This is a genomic window from Leptospira levettii, assembly GCF_002812085.1.
In the GTDB taxonomy this organism is placed as follows: domain Bacteria; phylum Spirochaetota; class Leptospiria; order Leptospirales; family Leptospiraceae; genus Leptospira_A; species Leptospira_A levettii.
In genome coordinates, this window is record NZ_NPDM01000004.1 from 203,895 (window position 1) to 226,804 (window position 22,910).

18 protein-coding genes are annotated in these 22,910 nt (G+C 37.6%); 12 read left to right on the plus strand and 6 right to left on the minus strand.

Features of this window, described 5'->3' with window-relative positions; translation table 11 throughout:
• Positions 1–56 precede the first annotated feature (56 nt).
• On the plus strand, positions 57–2,822 hold the full coding sequence (gene greA / locus CH354_RS13600; RefSeq protein WP_100727484.1) for a transcription elongation factor GreA: 2,766 nt from the start codon (positions 57–59) through the stop codon (positions 2,820–2,822).
• Here greA and CH354_RS13605 read toward each other — a convergent pair.
• The gene (locus CH354_RS13605) at positions 2,795–4,561 is read right to left on the minus strand and encodes a M23 family metallopeptidase (RefSeq protein ID WP_243396089.1); all 1,767 of its coding nucleotides are present in this window, start codon (positions 4,559–4,561) and stop codon (positions 2,795–2,797) included. The genes greA and CH354_RS13605 overlap by 28 nt on opposite strands.
• Before the next feature lie 169 nt (positions 4,562–4,730).
• Here CH354_RS13605 and CH354_RS13610 point away from each other — a divergent pair, with 169 nt between their 5' ends.
• The 7 genes from CH354_RS13610 to CH354_RS13640 all read left to right on the plus strand — a co-directional run bounded on the left by CH354_RS13610 (position 4,731) and on the right by CH354_RS13640 (position 11,786).
• Positions 4,731–5,282, plus strand: a complete 552-nt coding sequence (locus CH354_RS13610; protein WP_100727486.1) for an LPS assembly lipoprotein LptE — start codon at positions 4,731–4,733, stop codon at positions 5,280–5,282.
• Positions 5,283–5,349: 67 nt separating this feature from the next.
• Positions 5,350–5,787: a Fur family transcriptional regulator gene (locus CH354_RS13615; protein ID WP_238761753.1), complete on the plus strand. Its 438-nt coding sequence runs from the start codon at positions 5,350–5,352 to the stop codon at positions 5,785–5,787.
• Positions 5,787–6,902, plus strand: coding sequence for a tRNA guanosine(34) transglycosylase Tgt (gene tgt / locus CH354_RS13620; protein ID WP_100727488.1), 1,116 nt, complete (start codon positions 5,787–5,789; stop codon positions 6,900–6,902). The genes CH354_RS13615 and tgt overlap by 1 nt, the downstream gene beginning before the upstream one ends.
• Positions 6,903–6,995: 93 nt before the next feature.
• Positions 6,996–7,331, plus strand: coding sequence for an STAS domain-containing protein (locus tag CH354_RS13625; RefSeq protein ID WP_002975418.1), 336 nt, complete (start codon positions 6,996–6,998; stop codon positions 7,329–7,331).
• 65 nt (positions 7,332–7,396) lie between these two features.
• The gene (locus tag CH354_RS13630; RefSeq protein WP_100727489.1) at positions 7,397–8,797 is read left to right on the plus strand and encodes a lipoprotein LipL71; all 1,401 of its coding nucleotides are present in this window, start codon (positions 7,397–7,399) and stop codon (positions 8,795–8,797) included.
• Positions 8,798–8,868: 71 nt separating this feature from the next.
• Positions 8,869–9,732, plus strand: coding sequence for a carboxylating nicotinate-nucleotide diphosphorylase (nadC, locus tag CH354_RS13635; protein ID WP_100727490.1), 864 nt, complete (start codon positions 8,869–8,871; stop codon positions 9,730–9,732).
• On the plus strand, positions 9,732–11,786 hold the full coding sequence (locus CH354_RS13640) for a RelA/SpoT family protein (protein ID WP_100727491.1): 2,055 nt from the start codon (positions 9,732–9,734) through the stop codon (positions 11,784–11,786). Before nadC ends, CH354_RS13640 begins: the two co-directional genes overlap by 1 nt.
• Here the strand turns inward: CH354_RS13640 and CH354_RS13645 are convergent.
• Complete coding sequence (locus CH354_RS13645; RefSeq protein ID WP_100727492.1) at positions 11,776–13,182, minus strand: alpha-amylase family protein; 1,407 nt, start codon at positions 13,180–13,182, stop codon at positions 11,776–11,778. The genes CH354_RS13640 and CH354_RS13645 overlap by 11 nt on opposite strands.
• Between CH354_RS13645 and CH354_RS13650 the strand changes: the two genes are divergently transcribed.
• From CH354_RS13650 to CH354_RS13665, 4 genes are read left to right on the plus strand one after another with little or no spacing between them, the layout of a single operon-like run.
• On the plus strand, positions 13,174–15,021 hold the full coding sequence (locus CH354_RS13650; protein WP_420843833.1) for an extracellular solute-binding protein: 1,848 nt from the start codon (positions 13,174–13,176) through the stop codon (positions 15,019–15,021). The genes CH354_RS13645 and CH354_RS13650 overlap by 9 nt on opposite strands.
• A 30-nt stretch (positions 15,022–15,051) precedes the next feature.
• Entirely contained in the window at positions 15,052–16,113 is a 1,062-nt protein-coding gene (locus CH354_RS13655) for a hypothetical protein (RefSeq protein ID WP_243396097.1), read from the plus strand.
• Between the two features lie 3 nt (positions 16,114–16,116).
• Positions 16,117–17,685: a hypothetical protein gene (locus CH354_RS13660; RefSeq protein WP_100727494.1), complete on the plus strand. Its 1,569-nt coding sequence runs from the start codon at positions 16,117–16,119 to the stop codon at positions 17,683–17,685.
• On the plus strand, positions 17,682–18,416 hold the full coding sequence (locus CH354_RS13665) for a purine nucleoside phosphorylase YfiH/LACC1 family protein (protein WP_100727495.1): 735 nt from the start codon (positions 17,682–17,684) through the stop codon (positions 18,414–18,416). The genes CH354_RS13660 and CH354_RS13665 overlap by 4 nt, the downstream gene beginning before the upstream one ends.
• Here CH354_RS13665 and CH354_RS13670 read toward each other — a convergent pair.
• Genes CH354_RS13670 through CH354_RS13685 form a run of 4 tightly spaced genes read right to left on the minus strand, consistent with a single transcriptional unit; the run spans position 18,397 to position 22,867 of the window.
• On the minus strand, positions 18,397–18,807 hold the full coding sequence (locus CH354_RS13670) for a response regulator (protein WP_100727496.1): 411 nt from the start codon (positions 18,805–18,807) through the stop codon (positions 18,397–18,399). The genes CH354_RS13665 and CH354_RS13670 overlap by 20 nt on opposite strands.
• A 15-nt stretch (positions 18,808–18,822) precedes the next feature.
• The gene (gene leuB, locus CH354_RS13675; protein ID WP_100727497.1) at positions 18,823–19,902 is read right to left on the minus strand and encodes a 3-isopropylmalate dehydrogenase; all 1,080 of its coding nucleotides are present in this window, start codon (positions 19,900–19,902) and stop codon (positions 18,823–18,825) included.
• The gene (locus CH354_RS13680; RefSeq protein WP_100728742.1) at positions 19,899–21,116 is read right to left on the minus strand and encodes an aspartate aminotransferase family protein; all 1,218 of its coding nucleotides are present in this window, start codon (positions 21,114–21,116) and stop codon (positions 19,899–19,901) included. The genes leuB and CH354_RS13680 overlap by 4 nt, the downstream gene beginning before the upstream one ends.
• Positions 21,113–22,867 (minus strand): phospho-sugar mutase, encoded by a 1,755-nt coding sequence (locus CH354_RS13685; RefSeq protein ID WP_100728741.1) that lies wholly within the window; start codon positions 22,865–22,867, stop codon positions 21,113–21,115. The genes CH354_RS13680 and CH354_RS13685 overlap by 4 nt, the downstream gene beginning before the upstream one ends.
• Positions 22,868–22,910 lie beyond the last annotated feature (43 nt).

Here is a 22,910-nt window from a genome sequence, read left to right on the forward strand (position 1 = left end):
CTTTATAGGAACTATGAACACCCTTTATTGGAAATACGAAGAGGGAGATTCTTTTCATGCCTGAGACTATTACCGAAGACAAATCAAACAAAATTGCCGATAACGACAAACTAACACCTCTATTCAATGAGGAAATTTATGTTCGTGCTGATGCAGGAACGGTGCCCGTTTCTAAATTCAAAATCTTTGACGATGTCATTGATGCATATAAGGCAGAAAATCGTTTAGCAGAAGCTAAACAAAAAATCGAAGACCATTTCAAAGAACACCCTGAATCAATCTCCGCCAAATACATGTTAATGATCATTTCTTTCATGGAAGATTCCATGGGTGATGCGAATTTGGTGAAGAACATTTTGGATTCTTTTAAAGCACATGCAAAATGGACTATCATTGAATACATTACTGATTCTATTTTACGTTTTGGAGACCATAGACTTGCTCTCCGCGTGAAAGCAGAAGCACTTGATAAACTTAAAAAAAATAAAGAACTCAAAGTTGTTTTAGAAAAATTAGCAAAACAAGACCGCAAAAACCCTGAGATCGCAAAGAAGTATGGATTCTCCATTATGGAAGAAGACAAACCGAAAGCGATGTCTTATCTCAAACTTGCAGTTGAGATGTATGCAAAAAATAAAGAATACGTTCCGATGGAAGAAATTTGGCCTACCATCGTTCAAAACAATTATGAAGACGTAGCTTTTTTTGATAAAATTGAAAGGATCCTACTTGGCCAAAGAGAAAAAACTCGGTTAGTTGGTCTACTTTACCCAATTGTTGAGCCTTTTAAGGCGATGGAAGATTGGGATCATGTCATTTACTTCTTAAAGAAAATTTTAGAACACGAACCTGCTTCGCAAAAAGCAAGAAACGAACTCATTCGTTCATATAAACAAAAATATGCGGCGCACTCGTTACTCGAAGATTTTCTCAAGATGAGTGAACTTGGTAACAACCGTAAGCCGGTTAAACTTTGTATTACAAATTTCGAACGTAACATTGTATTTGATACTGGTAACTATGTAATGCATAGAAACTGGGGTGTTGGTAAAATTACATCCATCTCTCAAACGGGAGATTCAATCTTTGTTGATTTTGAAGAAAAGAAAGACCACAAACTTTCGATCCAAATGGCGATCACTTCTCTCAAACCATTGAAGAAAGATCACATTTGGGTACAACACTACGAAGATAAAAAAGGCATTACTACCATGTTCCAAGAGAACTTGGCTGAATTCCTCAAACAACTCCTCACTTCTTACGAAAACCGAATGCTCATTTCTGATATGAAGAATGAACTCATCGGAACTTTTTTGAAAGCGGATGAGTGGTCAAAATGGTGGGCAAAAGTCAAAACCGTTCTCAAAAAAGAAGCCAACATCGGAATGAATCCTAAGAAAAAGGATGAAGTGGTTTACCATGAAAAACCGATCACTCACTCCGAAACACTCACACAAAAATTCCAAGCTACCAATGACGTGAATAAAAAATTGGAAATCGCAATGGAAGCAGTGCGTGATTCTGACGAGGCTGCGGAAGCTGGTGAATTTTTTATCTCTCATTATGTGGAAGAAGAATCAGCAAGAGATATCATTCGAAAAATTTCTGCGTACCTTTATTTGGAAGAAGCAGGAAAAGCTTGGCCAACGGAAGAATTTTCACATAAAATCCGTGAACCTGAATTAAAAACCCTCATCCAAACTTTGACAAAAGATGATGCTCTGAAAATTTCTAAGTCCTTAGAAAATACAGATATCAAAAAAGGGTTTAAAGATCTCATTCGTGCACACCACCCAGAAGCAATCAATATCCTCATTGGATTACTTTTCGAAGTTCCAGTGAAGGTAAACAGATCTGTTTTCCAAAACTTGGTTGCTGATGAAAAGTATGCAGAACTCAATTTGTTTGTAGAAACTGTATCAAATAAATCAAAAGAAAACCCAGAAGTTTTCCTTTGGGTAGCAAAATCGATTTTATCTCATACTTGGAAATTTGATTGGTTAAAGGTAAGTGAAGAGGACTTGGTTCTCCGAGTTTTCCGTATCTTAAAACCTCTTGCTAAAATTGAAGACAAGGGAACCAAACTCAAAAACCAAGCAATGGACATTTTGTTCGGAAAAGACAACAGTCTTCTTCGTGACATCTTAACCAATGCAGATGATGAGTATGTTCGTAAACTTTTTGCTCTATTCAAAGAAGTTCCTTATGTGACTGATTTAGAAAAAGACCAATTGTATGCACTCATCAACGAACTCAAACCAAACATTGTATGGGATGAGTATGATTCAGAAGAAGATGCAGATGATGATCCATTGGCAAACCTTCCACACGATGTGGTTCTTGTGACAAGACGTGCATTTAATGCAAAAAAACTTGAATTTGAACACCTTGTGAATGTTGAGATGGCTGAGAACTCTCGTGATATCGGTGAGGCCCAAGAAAAAGGGGACTTACGTGAGAACGCAGAATACAAAGCGGCGATGGAAAAACAAGTACAACTCCAAGCAGCAATCAAACGTTTGGAAGCAGAACTGAAAAGTGCTCGGATCTTAGATTTAAGTGATGTGAAAACAGAAAAAGTAGGAATTGGAACCACAGTTCGTTTGAAAAACAAACAAACTGGTGAGGTTGTCACTTACTCTATCTTAGGTGCATGGGATGCTGATACTGAAAAGAATATCATCTCTTACCAATCACCACTTGCGAAGTCTTTACTTGGTAAAAATACTGGCAATGAAGCAACTCTAGTTTTCGGTGCAACAGAAACAGTTTACGAAGTATTGGATATCGCTCGTTACTCAATGACTGGACAGGAAGCCTGAAGGTCTTCCCTCCAACCATTTGTAGAAATTAGATCCAAAAACGGTTCGGAATTATTTCCGGTAAAATCAGAGGCCTTAACTTCCAAAAGAAGATAAGGCCTTTCTTTTTGTAAACTCTTTGGAATGAGAACTCGAATCGCACTCCTGTCGGGATCGTATTCATATGGAAAACTTTGCCCATCTACGAGTAATTCTACATTGGTTCGAAACCCACTCCCCACATCAGATAATCCATAGTATTTTTCTTCCATACAATGGTTTCGTACTTCTGGAAGTTCAATGTACCTTGCAATTGATGTCATCGGAAAAACGTTAGGTGGTGTTTCATCTGATAAAACCATAAGAAAGCCAACTTTTGTTAATTTGAAACTAAAACCATTTGGTTTTCGTTTTGGTTGTATGCCTTGGAATTTGCCAATAGAAGAATCAAAAAAATATAAAGAATCTTTGATAGAAGGGGTAAATCCTAAATTCATCTCACCTTGGCCTTCACCTTTCCAACTCATTCGTTTGGTATCAACTTGGTAAATTTTACCCTTTAATGGAAGTCCCTTTGGGATTTTGAATGGAATTTCTTTTTCGAATATCTCTGTAATGAGTAAACTTCCATCACCTGAAATTTCAGCTTTGGTTAGGTCTATGGAGACAACACCATCCAATGATTTGTATTTGTTTCCTGTTTTTTTGCTGATTTGTTTTACACTGAGATCTGGTGTTTGTTCTTCATGGATAATATCAAAAAATACAGAAGATACATTTCCTGTTGCATCCCGTAAGGAAGCTTGGACCTGGACCTTTTCTTTTTTCGGAAATGAACTGAGATTGATCGAATAACCTTCCTCTTTGAAGAGTTTTGGTTGTTCATACATATGATAAAAATACACAGGTGGTGACAACGAAGAGCGATTGATATCATAAAATTGGTGTTTTTGTGATTTGTCTTCAAAGGATAAGAAGTCAAAGTTTCTTGAGAAAACTGATTTCCCGTTCACGAATAAATCCATTCCATACACATTGTTCTTGTTTCTAGATCGAATTTTGTCATAACCACTTAAACGAATTCGAATCTTGCCTGTTAGTTGGATGGAAGAGAACTTATCACCTTGTTCTGTGTACAATTCAAATTTTCCCTTTCCAATTTCTTTCGCAGTGAGAAGGAGAGGTTTTTCCAATCCGTCTCCTTCTAAAAACATAGAGATGATGGTTGGTGGAGTAACATCCTTTTGGTGGATTTCAGAAAAATAAAGCGGATTGATATTTCCTTTTTCGGATCTAAATTCTAAATGCAGGTGAGGAGGACCAGATCCAGTTTCCCCTGTTTTTCCAATCGCATTGCCTTTTTTGGTAACAAACATTCCTGGAGGTAGTTTGAGTTGGAATCCTGTGGGGTCACCCATTAGGAGTAGGGCTCTTCTTAAGAGTTCTAATTCATACAAGGTTCCGCCAAAGGAGTGTAAGTGGGCATACTTTGATTTGATTTTGTATTTAGGATTGTATAAATTTAATGAGAGTCCATAACCTGTTTTGGAATAACTGATTTCTTCCACATAACCGTCAAAAGTGGCGAGGATATTGTGGCCGTTCAATCCATATGATTTAAAGTCTGAACCTAAATGTAGGTTATGGTTTCTGATTTCAGCAAAAGTTCCGGATACGGGAGAATAATATGGCAGTGGAAATCCAACTTCTGAATGAGGGATTTCTGGAATTTTTGATTCAGCAAATAAGCTGGGTGCCAAAAAAATTAAGGATAATCCAAAAGTACAAATCTCTCTAGGCCGCATGGGAAAAGTAGAAACCTACCACATACTTTGTCATGCTTTTCCTTCTGGAAAAGGAAATTCTCTTCGGTTTCGATTCCCTTGACAAACTAGACTTGAGACCTAGTATGACAGGGAACAAATTCCCATGAAACAAGGTGCCATCATTTTACTCTTTCTTACCGTCTCTGGTTGTTCCTTTCTATTTAAGGAACCTGGCAGACCACCAAAAATCGATGGAGTTCCCGTTCCAGATTCCAAAAGACTTTTGTACATTCAAAATGTAAGAAACAATACCTATTCACCAGGGATGCACACCCGTCTCACACAAATGATCATGGAAGAAATTGATCGGAGAGGAAGGTTCATCACAACACGTGAAAAAACTCTCGCGAAATACCGCTTGTATGCGGAAATTGTCCACTACCAAAAAGTGGGGGATCTCATGGATTTGGCTGACCAACACATCACTTCTGAATTATTTGTGGTCACTCGAGTGGAAATCATTGAAGCCGAAACGGGAGTCAAAATTCCCATGGAGCGAAGTGAAATTCCTGGGAGGGTGCATTTTTCGACCCAAATTGGGTATCGGGAATCTGAACTAGAAGCTCAGAATCGACTGTTACGAGTGATGGCCCTTCGCATTGCAGAAGAAGCAGAAAGGGCTTGGTATTATTCTCTCTCTGGTGTTTTGAATTAATTTACTTATTTAGGAGATTTAACCCTTGCAAAACGATCCTATTTCCAATGAAGACACAAAAAAAGAGATGCTCGCCTTTGAAGAATATCTCAAAGAAAAAGGTTTAAAAATTACAAACCAACGTTTGTTAGTTGCGCAAAAGATTTTTTCTTCTCATAACCACTTTACGGCGGAAGGTTTGCTCGACGAACTAAAAGACAATAAAGACCGCATCTCAAAGGCTACTATTTACCGGATCCTTGCGATTATGGTAGAAGCTGGACTTCTCGAAGAACATGATTTCGGTAAGGATTATAAATACTACGAACACATCATTGGTCACGAACACCATGATCATATCATTTGTATGCAATGTGGTCGTATTGTTGAATTCATTGACGAACGGATCGAAGAATTACAAAACAAAGCTGCTTCCGAAAATGGGTTTACCATCACTGGGCATAGTTTGAATATTTTTGGGAATTGTTTGAACTTTGCAAATTGCGAACATAAGAACAAAAAGTAGTGACTTCGATATTTAAAGAAGGGGTCTACGATACCGGCTCGTATGCAAGGACTGGTACATTAACTCTAGGTGGGATTCAAATCCCAACACCTATTTTTATGCCAGTGGGTACTCGGGGTAGCATCAAATCGCTTACATCGGAAGACATAAGCGAATTGGGTTATGAACTCATTCTTGCTAATACCTACCATTTGTATTTAAAACCAGGGAAAGAAGTTTTGGACCATTTTGCCGGTCTGAAAAATTTCATGTCTTACAAAAAAGCATTACTCACAGACTCTGGTGGGTTCCAAGTTTTTAGCCTGGCGAGTCTCTTTAAATTTGAAGACGATGGTGTGCGTTTCCAATCCCATATTGACGGGAGTTATCATAAATTCACACCTGCCTCTGTCATTGATGTACAGCGCTCCATTGGCTCTGATATCATGATGGTTCTCGATGACTGTGCCCCATACGGAAGTGATACCAAACGTTTGGAACTTGCCCTGGAAAGGACACATCGTTGGGCCAAGGAATCCTATCAGTATTGGATGGAAAATCCAAACGGGCAAAATGTATTCCCAATTGTCCAAGGAGGTGTGAACGAATCCCTGCGCCTTCGGAGTTTAGAAACCCTTCAGAATATAGCCTTCCCGGGGATTGCCATTGGGGGACTCAGTGTTGGGGAACCTAGGCCAGAATACATTCGTATATTGGAATGTATGGCTCCTTATTTGGATAAACAAAGGCCACATTACCTGATGGGTGTTGGAACTGTTGTGGACATCCTAGAAGGAGTCAAAAATGGAATCGATATGTTTGATTGTGTTTTGCCGACACGAAACGCAAGAAATGGGCAAGTATTTACATCTAGAGGCAAAATTAACCTACGAAATGAATCCCATCGATTGAGTGAGTTACCCATTGATCCCGAATGTGAATGTAAAGTATGTAAAACATATAGTCTTGGTTACATTCGTCATCTACATAAAGTAAAGGAATTAACCGCGTTTTCCTTATCCACCTACCATAACTTATTTTTTATGCAAAGCTTCATGGAAAAGTTGCGAAAGTCCATAGAAATAGGCAATTTTCGGCCATTTTATGAGCATTGGAAAAATTTGTTTGGTAGCTAAAATTATTAGGTTGACGTACCTATTTTTTTTGAATGCAATTGTACCGTCATTTCTACATTGATTGTAGCTTCATTGAGGAGTCTCTAGACACACATGGAAATCACCAGAAGGGAAAAAGATAAAATCGTAGTACTCGATATTAACGGGGAAATCGACCTTTATAACGCGCCTGAGATCAAGGATGTAATTGCCAAATTGATCGAAGAACAAAAGTATTGCATCGTCATCAATCTCGAGAAGGTATCTTATATCGACTCTTCCGGAATTGGAGCTTTAATTTCAAGTTTGTCCAACCTGAAAAAATACCAAGGTGGATTAAAGATCATCAACGTGGCAGGTTCTGTCCGTAAGGTATTTGAACTCACTAAGTTGACTTCATTTTTTGAAATTTTCGATAGCGAAGACGAAGCAGTCACAGCTTTCAAATAAAAGAGGAAGCGTATATGCGCTTCTCTCTTTTTTTCACCCCCCTACCAAACATTAAGGAGTTTGTTATGTTAAGAAAGAAAAAGACATCTGTCTTTCTCTCCGCTTTGGTATTGTTCTCAGCAGGTTTTGTAAACTGCTCCCAAGAACTACCTCTCAAAGAATTAGCTTTGGCAAAATCTCAAGTAGAGAGAGCTGAACGACTTTCCGCAGAAGAATATGCACCAGAAGAATATTCTGAGGCAAAAAAAAGTTTAGTATCAGCAAATGAATTTGCTGCGGAAGAAAAAGCATCGGATTCCAAAAAGAGTGCCGATTATGCAATTTCAAAAGCATATGATGCATTGGAAAAAACATTACCGAAGTTAGCTGCAAAATCAAGAGAAGAAGCAGTTACTGCTATTGATGCAGCTGACGAAGCTTATGCTTCTGAATACACTCCTGAAGAATATAAAAAAGCAGTGAGTGCAAGAGATGCAGGTGAAACCAAATTAGCACAAGCTGATGCAAGCCTTGCTTCTTACTTACGTGAAGACAAAGACGAAACTGCAAAAGAATTAAAAAGAACTGTTGCTTTACAAGAATATGAAGATGCTCATAACCAATTCCAAGAAGCATCAAAGATCAGTTCAGACGCAAGGAAAGTTGCACTTGAGAAATCAGGTGGTGCACTTGTTAAATCTGCAGATGAAGTAGACGCATTACTCGACAAAGCAGCATCCTATTCAAAAGCAGGAAACCCTGCCATTGATGAAGAAAAAGCAAGAGTGGCATCGGCAAGAGAAGACATCCAAGCTGGTAAATTAAAATCAGCGGACGAAAAAATCAAAGCTGCTCGATTGGCATCTGCTTCCTTATTGCAAGATTCTATCAAAGACCATGCAAAAAATCGAAATGCACAAGCACGTGAAGTGGTTGAAGATGCAAATGTTCGCTTTGGCGAGTTAAATGCAGAAACCTATCTTAAATCCAATGCAAAAGAATCTTATGCAAGCACACAAGAAAACCTTGGTGCATCCAATGAATCATTACAAGCATCTGGTAACTTACTAGAGCAAGATAAGTTTGAAGATTCGATTGCACAGTCCGAGGAAGCAATTCGATTGGCTGAAATTTCGATCGACCAAATTGAAACTCTCAAAGGAAAAAACAATGTTGCGAAAAAAGATCGCAAAACTGTAGAAACTACTGAGACTACAACGACTGAAACAAAAGATACTAAGGCATCTTCTTCGCAAGTGGAAGAATTGTCTGGCGGTTGGAAACGATACACAGTGGAAAAATCCAATCCAGCAGATTGCCTCTGGAGAATTGCTGATCGTGAAGATATCTATAGTGATGCAAAACTTTGGCCACGTATTTTTGAAGCGAATCGTAAATACATTCGTAACAAAAATCTAATTTATCCAAAACAAAAACTCAATATCCCACCAAAAACCGGGAAAATTGGAAAAGCTCCAAAGCAATAAACATTGTTTAGGTGATGTGAAAAAAGCTGTCGTAAAGACAGCTTTTTTTTTGTCTAAATTATAGGATGAATATGAATAGAGGATATACAACTCCCATAACATCAATCACAGAAAAAGACTTTGAAACCTTGGTCCAATTGGCCTTGGAAGAAGATTTGCCTGCAGGAGACATTACAACGGATACTTTGTTCTCCGTTGAGGACTCGTGTACAGCAATTTTACTAGCGAAAGAAGAAGGTGTGTTGTGTGGACTTTCTGTGATACCTTGCCTAATTCAAAAATCGAAAACAAATGTAACTTGGAATCAGATTTTGGAAGATGGTGCTTCTTTATCCAAAGGAACAATCATTGGCGAGTTAAAAGGATCTCTCGTTGGCATTTTAAAAATGGAACGAATTTTACTCAATTTTATACAATACCTTTCGGGTATTGCCACAAATGCTAATCGGGTTGCCAAACAATTCCCAAATCTCCTCATCCTAGATACGAGAAAGACCTTACCTGGTTATCGAAAATTAGCAAAATATGCGGTGTACACTGGGGGCGGTGCCAATCATCGCATCAACTTGTCCGATATGGCGATGTTAAAGGACAACCATATAACAAAAGCAGGTTCGATTCAATCAGCCGTGTATATGGTTCGGCAAAAAAATCCAGGAAAAAAAATTGAATTAGAAATTGATGGGCTTTCCCAATTAGAGGATGCCATTGAAGCCGAACCAGATATCCTTCTATTGGATAATTTTTCTGATATCGATACTGAAAAAGCAATTTCTATCTTAAAAGAAAAAGCACCAGAGATTCGAATCGAATGTTCTGGAGGCATTACTCCCGATAAATTAAATTTTTTATCTAAATTTGATGGGATTGGTGTGAGTATGGGATATTTAACTCATACAGTGAAATTTTTGGACATTAGTTTGGATATCAAATAATGGGACTCTATCAAGATATAAAGGACAAACAAGAGTTATTTGATGCTGTCCAAAAAAGACTTGGTCCTGAAAAAGCACAACTCATCGAAAAGGCTTATCACATTGCAGATAAAATGCATGAAGGTCAAAAAAGACTTTCTGGAGAACCGTATATCATCCATCCGATGAATGTTGCTTCTGTATTGGATGAATTAGGATTGGATGAAAGGGCAATCGCTGCAGGATTATTACATGATGTTGTAGAAGATACAAGTTACACCAAAGAAGATATGGCAAGAGAATTTGGTGAGGACATTGCCGCTCTTGTAGAAGGTGTTACAAAAATTTCTGAAATTAAATCACAATCAAAAGAAACAGAAGCGGCAGAAAACATTCGAAAGATGTTACTTGCTACGATTAAAGATGTGCGTGTGATGCTCATCAAACTGGCAGATAAAACACATAATGTCAGAACGTTAAAATTCCAACCTGAAGAAAAACAGAAACGAATCGCCAAAGAAGTATTGTCATTGTATGCACCTATTGCAGGAAGACTTGGTGTTTATAAGGTAAAATTTGAATTGGAAGATTTAGCCTTTCAATCTCTGCATCCAGAAGAATACCAAGAAATCAAAAAAAGAGTTTCAGCTAAAAAATCTGAACGTGATGAATACATTGAAAAAATTAAAATTATCTTAAAACAACGATTAGCAGAGATCAATATTGATGCAAGGATTGACGGAAGGGCAAAACATTTTTATTCAATTTATCGCAAGATGGTAACTAAGGAAAAATCTTTTTCAGAAATTTTTGACCTTCGTGCTGTTCGAATCATTGCAAATGAAATTAAAGATTGTTACGGTGTGCTTGGAATTGTACATACCTTATGGACTCCTATCCCCGGAAGATTCAAAGATTATATTGCCACTCCCAAAACAAACCTTTACCAATCTTTACATACAACTGTGTTTGGACCAGACGGTCGTCCCATGGAAGTACAAATTCGTACAAAAGAAATGAATGCCATTGCTGAGAATGGTGTTGCGGCTCACTGGGCATACAAAGAATCTACGAACCTTTCCCGTTCTTCTGTAATCTTACAAAATGGTGTGGAAAATGCCTTCCGTATGAAGTGGTTGGAGATTTTGAAGTCTTGGCAAGATCCAAGTTTAGATTCAAAAGAATTTATGGAGGAACTGCAATACGACCTTCATGAAGATGAGGTTTTTGTTTTCACACCAAAAGGTGAGATCATCGAAATGCCAAAAGGAGCAACGGTTTTAGATTATGCATTTCGTATCCATACAGACGTTGGCCTTCACGCGCGTGGTGGTAAAGTGAATGGTAGGATGGTTACACTTCGTACGGAATTGAAGTCTGGTGACCAAGTAGAAATCATTACAGAAAAAAACTCAAAACCATCGCCAATTTGGCTTAGGATAGTGAAAACCTCTGGCGCCAGACAAAAGTTACGCGCTTATTTTCGAAAACTGCAAGAAGATTCCCAAAAGGAAACCATTGGCTCTGTCTTAGAAGTCTCAAATCCTGCTATTGATGAAAATACGATCAAAGAAATCAAAAAAGTTAAAATTAAAAAGCCAACTAAACCTAACCAGAACCAAGAAGAATCAAAAGAGTTTGGGATATCGGTAGCTGGTTGGAATGATGTGCCTGTTCGAGTTGCCTCCTGTTGTACGCCAATCCCAGGGGATGAAATCATTGGTTTTATCACCCGTGGAAGAGGGGTAAGTGTTCACAAAAAAGACTGCACCACTGCAACTAAACAGTTAGAGTGGATGAAAACAATTCCTGTGCGATGGGAGGGACCTGGTGAACCAATCCCAATCCAAATTGAAGTCCGTGCAAAAGACGTACAAGGGATTTATCTATCGATGGTGGAATCCATTTCGAGTACAGAAACAAATATTTTGGAGGCAGGTGCTTCTTCCCATCCAAATGGAACACTTACCGCCAAATTTATGTTAGAAGTCGATCACTTAGACCAACTAAAAGAGATTCTAGAAAATTTGAGAATGATACAAGGTGTTGTGTTTGCCGAAAGGGTTAAAAAATAAACCACTGTATCTCGTTCGGTTCTAGTTTAAAATACATTCCTTCTTTTTGTGGTTTGCCTTGGGGGTAAATCTGATTGGAAACAATATCTTTTAAAGTTTCTCTATACGAAATTTTTTCCTCATAAGGAATCCATCCAGAACAAGATACCTGTTGATAATTCCATAGGAAAAGTTCTGTTTGAGTGTCTGAGATGAGTAAACGCATAAAGACAGGTAATTGGTTCATTTCCGTATAATTTAAAGTTTGGTATTCCAACACTTTGGACCGTTTGGAAAGAATGGCAAATGCTCTTTTGTAAAAATCTTCTATCTCAATGTCAGGTGATTCTTCATCTACATTTTTCATCTGGACAGGTATTTTTTTGAGACAACCAATTTCTTGGCCATCAAAGAGAAGTAAGATTCCAGGTAAACTCGATAATAAACTAAAATATGTTTTAGAATGTTCACCAAACGTAAGTTTTGCTCTGTTTTCGTCGTGATTTTCCAAAAAACGAATTAAGTTTGGTTTTGATATCTGTCCCGATTCATTTGAAATGACTTCGGCTACTTGATCTAATCTATGATGCACCAATTCGTCATATAGTGATTTATCATAAGTTGCATCAAAACCAAGCGAACGTAATGTCCCATCTAATCCCCAATACACTTCTGCATAAAATCGAAAATCAGGAAATTCACTTTTGACAGAGTATATCACATTTTCCCAATGGTATACGGATTTTTTCCCATGTGTTCTTTCAAAAACATCAGGTAAAGGTAACATTGCCATATCGCATCTAACACCATCGCAGTGTTTTGCGATCGTTTTTAATATTTGAATGTGGTAATTTTCAACTTCAGGGTTTGAAAAATCCCATTGGATAGTGTCCGTCCAGCCATCAAAATAAGGATCTTTTCCATGTTTGTAACAATTTCCATTGGGATGTAAAAAACTATTTTTATCTTGTTCGGAATGGATGGATTGTAAAAATAAATTTGGAAATTGGGAAACCAGAGGTGAATCAATTGCCATATGATTGGGTACAAAATCGAGAATCAGTTTTTTGTTTTTGGATCGGAACCATTCGTATATGACTGTTAGGTCTGTATCTCCACCGATCAAAGGGTCCAAGTTGTATTCATAAATGGAATAGGGAGATCCGTATATATCTTTGTTTGTAAGTTGTGACCTGACAGATTGGTAACCTGGTTGTAGTTCAGGCATTGTTTGTGCGATTCTTTGTGAGCTTGGGCTATTTTTCCAAACTCCCATAAGCCATATTTCATCTGCCCAAACAAAGGGAGTTTTTTTTTCTAATTCATTGAAAATCGCAGGAAGATGTTCCCCCTTTTTTCCACAAAAAAGCCTTGAGCCTATCTCGTACAAATGGATTTGATGGAAGGGATGTTTCATAAATTAGTTCAATACCCTATGGTTCGTTCCCAAGTAATCAAGTTTGTTTTGGTGGGTTTTACCTGTCTTTTACCAATTCTATTGTTTCAAAATTGTTCAGAAGAGGACAATAAAGAAAGTCTGAGTCGTGTGGTTGACCTTCCTTGGGAAGGAGATCCAAACTCCATACCTAAAGCCTTACAAGTGAAAAATCCTGTCGCAGACCCAAAGGCAAAAAAGGGAGGTAGGATACGGATCTACTCTCACCAATTTCCAAAATCATTGAATTATTACTTAGACCAGTTTACTACGACTGCAAGAATCTTTACAAGTTTATACGAACCTCTTACAGCCTATCATCCACTTACATTGGAAACCATTCCACACCTTGCTAAAGAATGGAAAATTTCTCCAGACAAAAAGAAATTCACTTTTTATTTAGATCCCAATGCACGTTGGTCAGATGGTAAACCTGTTACAGCAGATGATGTTATTTTTACCTATGAAACGATAATGAATCCGAAAAATGGAACTGCAGTATTCCGGATTTCTCTCTCTCGTTTTTTGAAACCAATTAAGGTCGATGACCTAACGGTTGTTTTTGAAGCAAAAGAAGTTCATTGGAATAATTTTAATGATATCGCATCGTCCATCTTCATTTTACCAAAACATCATTTTGAAGGGAAAGACTTTAATAAAGAAAATATGGAATTCCCAATCGTTTCTGGTCCATATAAAATAACAGAAGTCAAGAAAAACCGATACATCAAATTGGAAAGAAGAGGAGATTGGTGGCAAAGAGCATATCCATTTAACGAAGGTCGAAACAATTTTGATCAAATTGTATACAAAGTTTATAACGAAGAAGCCGTAGCTTTACAAGCATTCAAAAAAGGTGATATAGACATTTATCCTGTTTACTCTGCATTTGTATGGGTAGAAGAAGCAAAAGGGGAAGCATTTGATCAAAATTGGATTGCTAAACAAAGGATTTTTAATTTAAAACCAATTGGATTCCAAGGTTGGGCAATGAACGCTCGGCGATCTATCTTCGCTGATAAACGAGTGAGAGAAGCAATGAACTTACTTGTAGATCGTAAATTAATGATCGATAAACTAGCGTATGGTGAATATGATCCAACAAATAGTTATTATCCAGATTTTTATTTAGGTGGTGAGAAAAATCCAAACACTCCAACAGAGTTTAATATTGAAAAGGCAAGAAAATTACTTGCGGAAGCTGGTTGGAAACCTAACTCAGAAGGAATTTTGGAAAAAGATGGAAAACCATTCCAATTTTCAATCCTTGATCGAGATAAAAAAACAGAAAAATATTTTACAGTGTTTCTTGAGAAAGCCAAAGAAGTGGGAATCCGAGCATCGATTGATACATTGGATTTAGCTGCTTGGAGTGAACGTGTCGATAAATATGATTTTGATATGACTTGGGCTGCTTGGGGGTCAGGTATATTTAAAGATCCTGAATCACAATGGTTATCAAAGTATGCAGATGAAGAAGGGCAACCCAATTTACCTGGACTAAAAATACCAGAGGTAGACAAACTCATTGAAAAACAAAAAACTGAATTTTCAGTTTCCAAACGAAATGAAATTCTTAAACAAATTGATCGAATTGTATATAAAGAATATCCTTATGTATTACTCTGGCATTTGCCAAGCACACGACTTTTATATTGGCAAAAATACGGAATGCCTAGTTTACCACTTGGTAAATATGGAGATGAAAGTTTTTCATCTGACTATTGGTGGTATGATGAAGAGAAAGATAAAAAATTAACAGAAAGCCTTTCTAAAAAAGAAAAGTTCTTAGATTACGAAGCCATTGTTCGTTGGAAATAAACTTAGTTAGTGGCAGATAAAAAAGGACCAATCAAAGGGATTCGCGATCGGATCTCACAACTTTGGAATCAATATCCTAGTTGGGGGAAAATTCCTCAATTTTTGGAATTGTTAGAGAAGGGCCTCGACAAAGAGCTGTTTGTTGACCCAAATAAAAATGAAGAACCCATTCCACTGGAAGACCTACCAGTGGATGAAGTTCTCCGGAAGTCCGGTTTTATTCGGAATTTATACGAAAGGTTATTTCCTGTTTCACATGTCTTTCGAATGACCTTCCGTTATAATCGTGAATTTTTAGATAATTTTATGCCTCTATCCTTAAATGATTATATAGGACGTGGTTCTTATAAATTTGTTTATAAACTTCCTTGGAACCAAGTTGTCAAAATTGGAAAATCAAAATTACCTTCCGATGTGATCTTTGGCTCCTTATTTAAAGAAGTAGGAAGAGATTTATCTAGATTTTTAAAACCAGAGGAAATTGAACTTAGAGATTTTTTAAAAAAACAAACTTTCCGCGATTCCAAAAAAGATGAAATTGATTTTAAGTTCAAACGATTGGGATTGGAAAGGTTACATTATTGGAAATTAAAATCGCTGATTCCTGATTTAGTTGTACCCACTCGTTTTTTTATGGGATTACGAATGAGGAAAAATCCATTTGGAATTCCAAATGTCACTCTTACACCATGTGACCAACAACCCCTTCTTGCAGGGAAACATTTAAAAGAATTTACCATCCGTAATGAAAAATTAGACCAAAATCCGATTTTGGATAAACTATTCCCAAAATGGAAATTAAATTTTGATTCGCATCGGTTTGGAGTGATTTCCAAATCAAAACTCAAAAAAATTGCAGTAGATTTTAATCGTGTGATTGAAGTCACAAAGTATTTGGCGGAAGAAGAAAAATTAATATTTGATATTCATGCAGAAAACATCATCATCACTTTACCTGATTTTGAATTAAAAATTTTTGACTTTCATGTGTTTGATGACTATCTTTATGAACCTTCGTTAGAAAATCCTACTCCCGAGATGGACCACATCAAAATCATTGAAGAGTTTATCAAATCATTTGAATTGGATTAGTTCATGTTTGATTTAAAACGTAATTTTATTTTTTATTATCTTTTAGTTGCCCTAGTGTTTTTGTATGCTATTTACCAAGCATACCACTGGAGGTGGATTTGTGATGATGCCTACATAAGTTTTGTGTATGCTAGAAATTTATGGGAAGGGAATGGTTTGGTTTTTAATCTTGGGGAAAAAGTAGAAGGTTATACAAACTTTCTCTGGACCCTTTATTTATCCTTTGGTTATTTTGTAGGTATCAAACCGCAGCTCTTATCAGTATTCACTGGAATCTTTTTTTACATTCTATTGTTGTGTTTGTTTTTTGATGCTGAAAATAAAATTTCCTTTGGTAATGTTTACCCACTCCTCATTGTCCATTTGGCATTTTTATTTCACTTGTACATATTTGCGAGTTCGGGATTGGAAACATCTCTATTTACTTTTTTTTTGAGTTGGGGATTGTTACTTTGGGAAAAACAAAACAAACGTGTGTTTGTTGTATTTTTAATAACATCACTTTTTCGGCCTGAAGGCGCTTTGTTTTTGGTTTTCGCATCTCTGGATTGGATACGAAAGAAACAGTATAAGGAACCTATTTTTTTTGGTGTTTTGTTCTTATTTTTTTGTGGGTTACGATTTTTCTATTACGAAGATTTTTTTCCAAATACCTTTTATGCTAAAGGGAATAAAGGATGGTATTTTTCACAAGGATTCTATTATCTTTTGTATTTCTTAAAATCGTATCCATTGTTTCCGTTTGTAATTCTCCTCACTGGTATTCAGATCTTTCATATTTTTCAGACAAAAAGAGAAAATCGGCTCCTTGTTCATTCAATCTTACTTTATATCATCTATGTATTGTATGTCGGTGGTGACTTTATGGGGAACCGGTTTTGGATTCCGATTTTACCTTTTGTCTCTTATTTGGCATTCCAAAGGATACAGTTTTGGACAACTGAATCTCAAATTGAATCCAATCAAAAATCTCGTTTTTATCAAATATATGCTAAAAATTCGATTTTATTTGGCTTACTCTTTCTCCTTTCTTCTGCGATTTATACCGACCCATTAAAATCCGATGGCAAACGTGTTCCTGATTGGCACGGAATTGGGGAAGAACGAATGTTTTATGAACAACATTTAATGGATGAGAGTGGGTATGATGATGGTGCTTTAGAGAAGTTTCGTGTGGCCTTTTTTGGAGCACAGGCACATTTTATTTATTATTTAAGACCCAATTTTTCGTTTGAAGCAGAGTCAGGGCTTACCGATAAACTTTTTGCAAAAAAACAAATCGATGTTAGGGGAAGAGTCGGTCACGAAACAAAACTTTCTTATGATGATTTAAATTCTCGTAAAATTGATCTATTGCTCGATAATCGACTGCCTGAATTAGATCTTCCATTTGTTACTTATACCTGGCGTTCTTTACCACTGAAGTTTTATATTTGGAATTATGATCCAATTAAAATGAAACTACTTTGCCAAAGAAAGGATTGGAATTGTGAAGATTTAATAAAACGGTTTTTATCACAGGGTTTGGATTTAAATCAAACAGTATTCTTTGGGAAAAACGATTCAAAATGAAACAATCTGTATTCGTTTCGTATGGAAAGATTACCTATGGCACTTTCGGGAAAGAAGAACTCCTAAATACGAGCTCGGAAAACCAAATGTTTCCCAAAACAGCCAAGGATTGGCTCCTATATACGAAAGAGGTTTTTTCTAAAACCTATTCAAATCCAACGTATCAGATCCATACTTTAGGCCAAGTTCATGGTGCTCATATTGAAAGGATTCCTTCTGAAACAAATCACAATCCAGTTTTAGAAATAAAAGAGGGAGACGGACTATTTTCATCACAAAAAAACCAAGTTTTAGTTGTGAGAACTGCAGATTGTGTGCCAGTATTCCTTTATTCCACAAAACGTCCGTTTGTTTCTATCCTCCATTCAGGTTGGAAAGGTACAAGTTTAGGAATTACTGAGAAAATGATCGAAAAACTGATCAGTGATGGTTATTCGTTTGAGGAATTGGTTCTCGAACTAGGGCCTTATATCCAAAGAACCCATTATGAAGTGGGAGAAGATGTTGCTGTTTTATTTGCTGAATTAGGAATTGATGTATGTATACCCAAAGGAGGTGGTAAGTATCTTTTGGATGTAGGACTTGCAATTTCTAAGAGAGTGGAAGAGCGGTTTGGTGGGAACATCCGAATTGTCAATCAACATACAGATGTGTTCCAAAGCCCTCTTTACTTTAGTCATAGGACCAAAGAAGAGGGTCGGAATTTGAACTTTATACTTTGGGAATCTTAATCAACGTTTCTTTGATTTTTTCTAAGATTTTTTCACGTTTGATCGGTTTTACGATATAGTCCATTGCACCGTTTTCTAACAGTGCTTTGATGACGGAAGGAGTGTTTTCTTCCGAGATAAAAAGAATCCTCGGTAATACTCCCATTTCTTTCATGTCCCAAAATGCAGCATAACCATCTACTTCTGGTAAAAAGATTTCAATGGTGACAAGGTCAATTTGTTGGCGATTTTCCTTGTACAGTTTAAGAAGTTCTTTTCCCGTTTCCGCAATTCCGATGATTTTGAATCCTTCTGATTCCAAAATCTGTTGGAGTTGTTTCGACTGAAATTTGGAATTCTCAGCAATGAGAATCTGATATGGTCTACCTGTCGGTCCTATGCCTGCTTGCATGATGTTCTACGTACCTTATCCAAGTGCCTTTTCGATTTCAACACCAATTTCTTTCGTTCCAAGGACTGTTGTTCCTTCCTCGGCGATGTCTCGGGTACGAAGCCCTTTTTTGAGAACCGCGCGGATCGCATTTTCAATGGCCACTGCCTCTTTTTCCATGGAGAAAGAATATCGTAACATCAATGCTCCAGAAAGAATTTGAGCAATCGGATTGGCGATTCCTTTTCCTGCGATATCGGGTGCAGATCCACCAGAAGGTTCATACAATCCAAACCCAGATTCCGATAAGGAAGCTGATGGTAACATTCCAATCGAACCTGTGATGATAGAGGCTTCATCAGAAAGGATATCTCCAAACATATTCTCACAAAGCATTACATCAAATTGTTTCGGTTTTACAATGAGCTGCATAGCTGCGTTGTCTACATAGAGGTGTTCCAAAACACAGTCTGAGTATTCTTTTTTATGAAGTTCCACTACCACTTCTCTCCACAAAACGGAAGTGGTGAGAACATTTGCTTTATCAATGCTTGTTACTTTTTTATTTCTTTTTTTAGCGGCTTCGAAAGCAGTGCGAGCAATCCGTTCAATTTCCCTTCTGGAATATCGCATGGTGTCATATGCAAATTCTTCGGCACCACTTCCTTCTCGGCCTTTTGGTTTTCCGAAGTAGATACCAGAAGTTAACTCACGTAAAATAAGAATATCAAGACCATCACCGATGATGTCTCCTCGGATGGGGCTTGCTTTTTTGAGTTCTGGGTAAATGATCGCTGGTCGAAGGTTAGCAAACAAATCAAAATGTTTACGAAGTGGGAGTAGGGCACCACGTTCTGGTTGTCTGTCGGGAGGAAGTCCTTCCCATTTTGGTCCACCTACGGAACCAAAAAAAATCGCACTGGATGATTCACAAAGTTTTAATGTTTCTTCCGGAAGTGGAAAACCAGTGGCATCAATTGCTGCTCCACCAACTAATGCGTGTTCGAAGCTAAATTCGCTTGCTTTTGTTCCTAATGCTTTCCCTACTACTTGTAAAGCCACTTCCATTACTTCTGGGCCGATTCCATCACCGGCAAGTACTGCTACCTTTTTCATTTCATTTCCTTTAAAACTGATTCTAAAATATCCAATCCTTCTGTCGCTTTTTCGATGCTTAAGATGAGTGGAGGGATGATACGAATGACTTTTCCTGCGGTGCTATTGACCACAAGACCACGTTTTAAACATTCTTCCACAACGGGCCTTGATTCTGTAAAGAGTTCTACACCAATATGGAGACCACGACCACGGACTTCTTTGATTTTCCCCGTTGACTCCATCATTTGTTTTAAACGAAGGAACATTTGTTCCGAGATGGTTGCAACATGATCGAGCAAATTTCTCGATAGGATGATCTTAAATGTTTCATATGCTGCAACACACGCTAGGTGGTTCCCACCGAATGTAGATCCATGCATCCCTTTTTCCAAAACGGATTCGTATTCCTTCGATACAACGAGTGCACCCATTGGAAAACCTGATCCAAGTGCTTTTGCGAGTGTAAATGCATCCGGATACATTCCATAATGTTCGAAACAAAACATCTTGCCTGTTCGACCCATACCTGTTTGGATTTCATCAAACACAAGGAGAGAATTGGTTTCTTCTGTCAGTTTACGAGCAAGATTCACAAATGATTGCGAAAGTGGGATGACACCACCTTCACCGATGATGAGTTCCATGATGATCCCAGCAATGGATCCACCGTATTGTTCAAATGCTTGGATGAGAGAATCTTCATTATTGGCTTCCACAAAATGGATGTCAGCTGCGAGTTCTCCAAAACCATTTCGCACTGATTCATTTCCCGTCATAGACATGGCAGACAAAGTTCTTCCATGAAAACTGGAGTGGAGAGCTAATATGACTGGTTTGTCTATGTTTTGGTTTACCCCATGGCGACGCATGAGTTTGAAAGCAGCTTCATTTGCCTCAGTTCCTGAATTGCATAAAAATACTTTTCCAGGAATACTATTTTCGATGATGACTTCCGCAAGTTTTGCCTGTTCTTCCGAATAATACAAGTTTGATGAATGGAAAATTTTATCCATTTGGTTTCGAATGGCTTCGATGAGATCTGCTTCTCCGTGGCCTAAATTAGATACAGCAATTCCAGCTAAAAAGTCAATATAACATTTGTTATCTTGGTCAAAGATCATCTCTCCAACACCATATTGGAAAGCTACTGGATACCTGTTGTACGTATTGAGGAGGTATTTATCAGAAAGTGTTTTGATACTATCAAATTTGGTTTTGGTTTCGGAACTCATAATAGGCCTGCTAGTTTTAAAAATTCAGTTTCAGCGAGGGAAATTTCTTGTCCAAGTGATTCCCATAGAGATGGGATCTCGGATGTTTTTTTCGGTTTTTTTAGGGAAGCAAACGAAGAATAAACTTTTACCTTAGGTTCTGTCCCCGAAGGACGAATGGTGAGTTTAGCATTACCTTCCAATTCTACTTGGATCACATTTGACTTTGGCATTCCTTTGAATACAGAAGTTTTGCTTTTACCTGAAGCCGTTTGTGTTTCATAGTCTAACACTCCCACAACCTTTCTTCCCCCAATTAACTTTCCAATGAGGTTTTCTTTTCGTAAGGCCTCGATGGATTCTTTGATTTTGGTTTGTCCCGAACTTCCTTCTAAGGTAAGTGAATATAGGCTTTCGCGGTAAAGTCCATACTTCAGGTAAATTTCATTCAGGTAAGAGAGTAGGTCTCCTTTTTCAGCGAGGATCTCTACAAACAAAAGTGCACTCGAAAGAGAGTCTTTATCGCGAACAAATGGTACGGGTAAGTATCCATAGGATTCTTCTCCGCCAAATAGAAACAAATTGTTTTTCTTTGTTTCTATTTGTTTCATTTCTTCAGCGATGTATTTGAATCCGGTGAGGACATTTTTGATTTTGATTCCATTTTTTTTGGCAATGGCTTCTTGTAAGTCAGTTGTGACAATGGTTTTCACTAAGTGGTAAACTTTGCCTTTTGCCTTTTTTTGTTCACAAAGATAAGCCGCCATAATGGAACCAATTTGGTTTCCATTCAGATACTCATATTCCCCATCGGACTTGCGAACACCCACTCCCAATCTGTCAGCGTCAGGGTCTGTGGCAATGAACACTTCTGCTTTTTTCTTTTTAGCATGAAACTCACATAAGGCGAGAGCATCCTTTTCTTCTGGGTTTGGGTATTTGACCGTTGGAAATTCGCCATCTGGTTTTTTTTGTTCTGGTACTAAAAACACAGATTTGTATCCAAAAAAGGATAACATCTCTTTCATATATTCCCCACCTGTCCCATGTAACGGAGAGTATACGATTTTTAAGTTGGTACGAGTTTTTGGTTTTGCTTTGGACTGGATTTTTGCTTTTTTTAATTCTTTTAAGTAACTTTTAAAACAATCAGTTCCCACCGACTTCACAAATTTTTTATAAACTTTGTCTGTTTTGGAAAGCATTGGGATGGAAGTCCAATCTTCAATTTCACCAATTCGTTTGATGATGAGTGCATCGTCTGGTGGGACAAGTTGTCCTCCATCAGCAAGATAAGCTTTGAATCCGTTGTATTCAGGAGGATTATGAGAAGCAGTGATGACAATTCCACCACTTGCTTTGTAATACCGAATGGCATACGATAAAAGTGGGGTAGGTGTTACCTTAGGGAATAAATGAACGGTAACTCCAAGGGTAGCACCAATGCCTGCAGAAAGTTCAGCGAATTCTTTAGATAACCTTCGGGAATCATAAGCAATGACAATTGATGGTTTTTCTTTTGTGTCTCTTAGATAACTTAAAAAACCTAGAGCAGCACGACCCACTGTATAGAGGTTCATTTTGCCTATTCCATTTCCGATTTTCCCTCGGATCCCTCCCGTACCAAAACTGAGAGGGTGTGCATATGAATCGACGAGTTCCGAGGTGATTCCTTTTTGCCAATCTTCGTATGCCTTTTTGGCTTCGGATTGGATTTCTGTAGAAAAAGGTGATTTCGTCCAAGATAGGATATTGTCTTCTGGTTTCAACATAGCTTACATACTAATCTTTTGAAGCTAAGTTGTCTGGAAATCA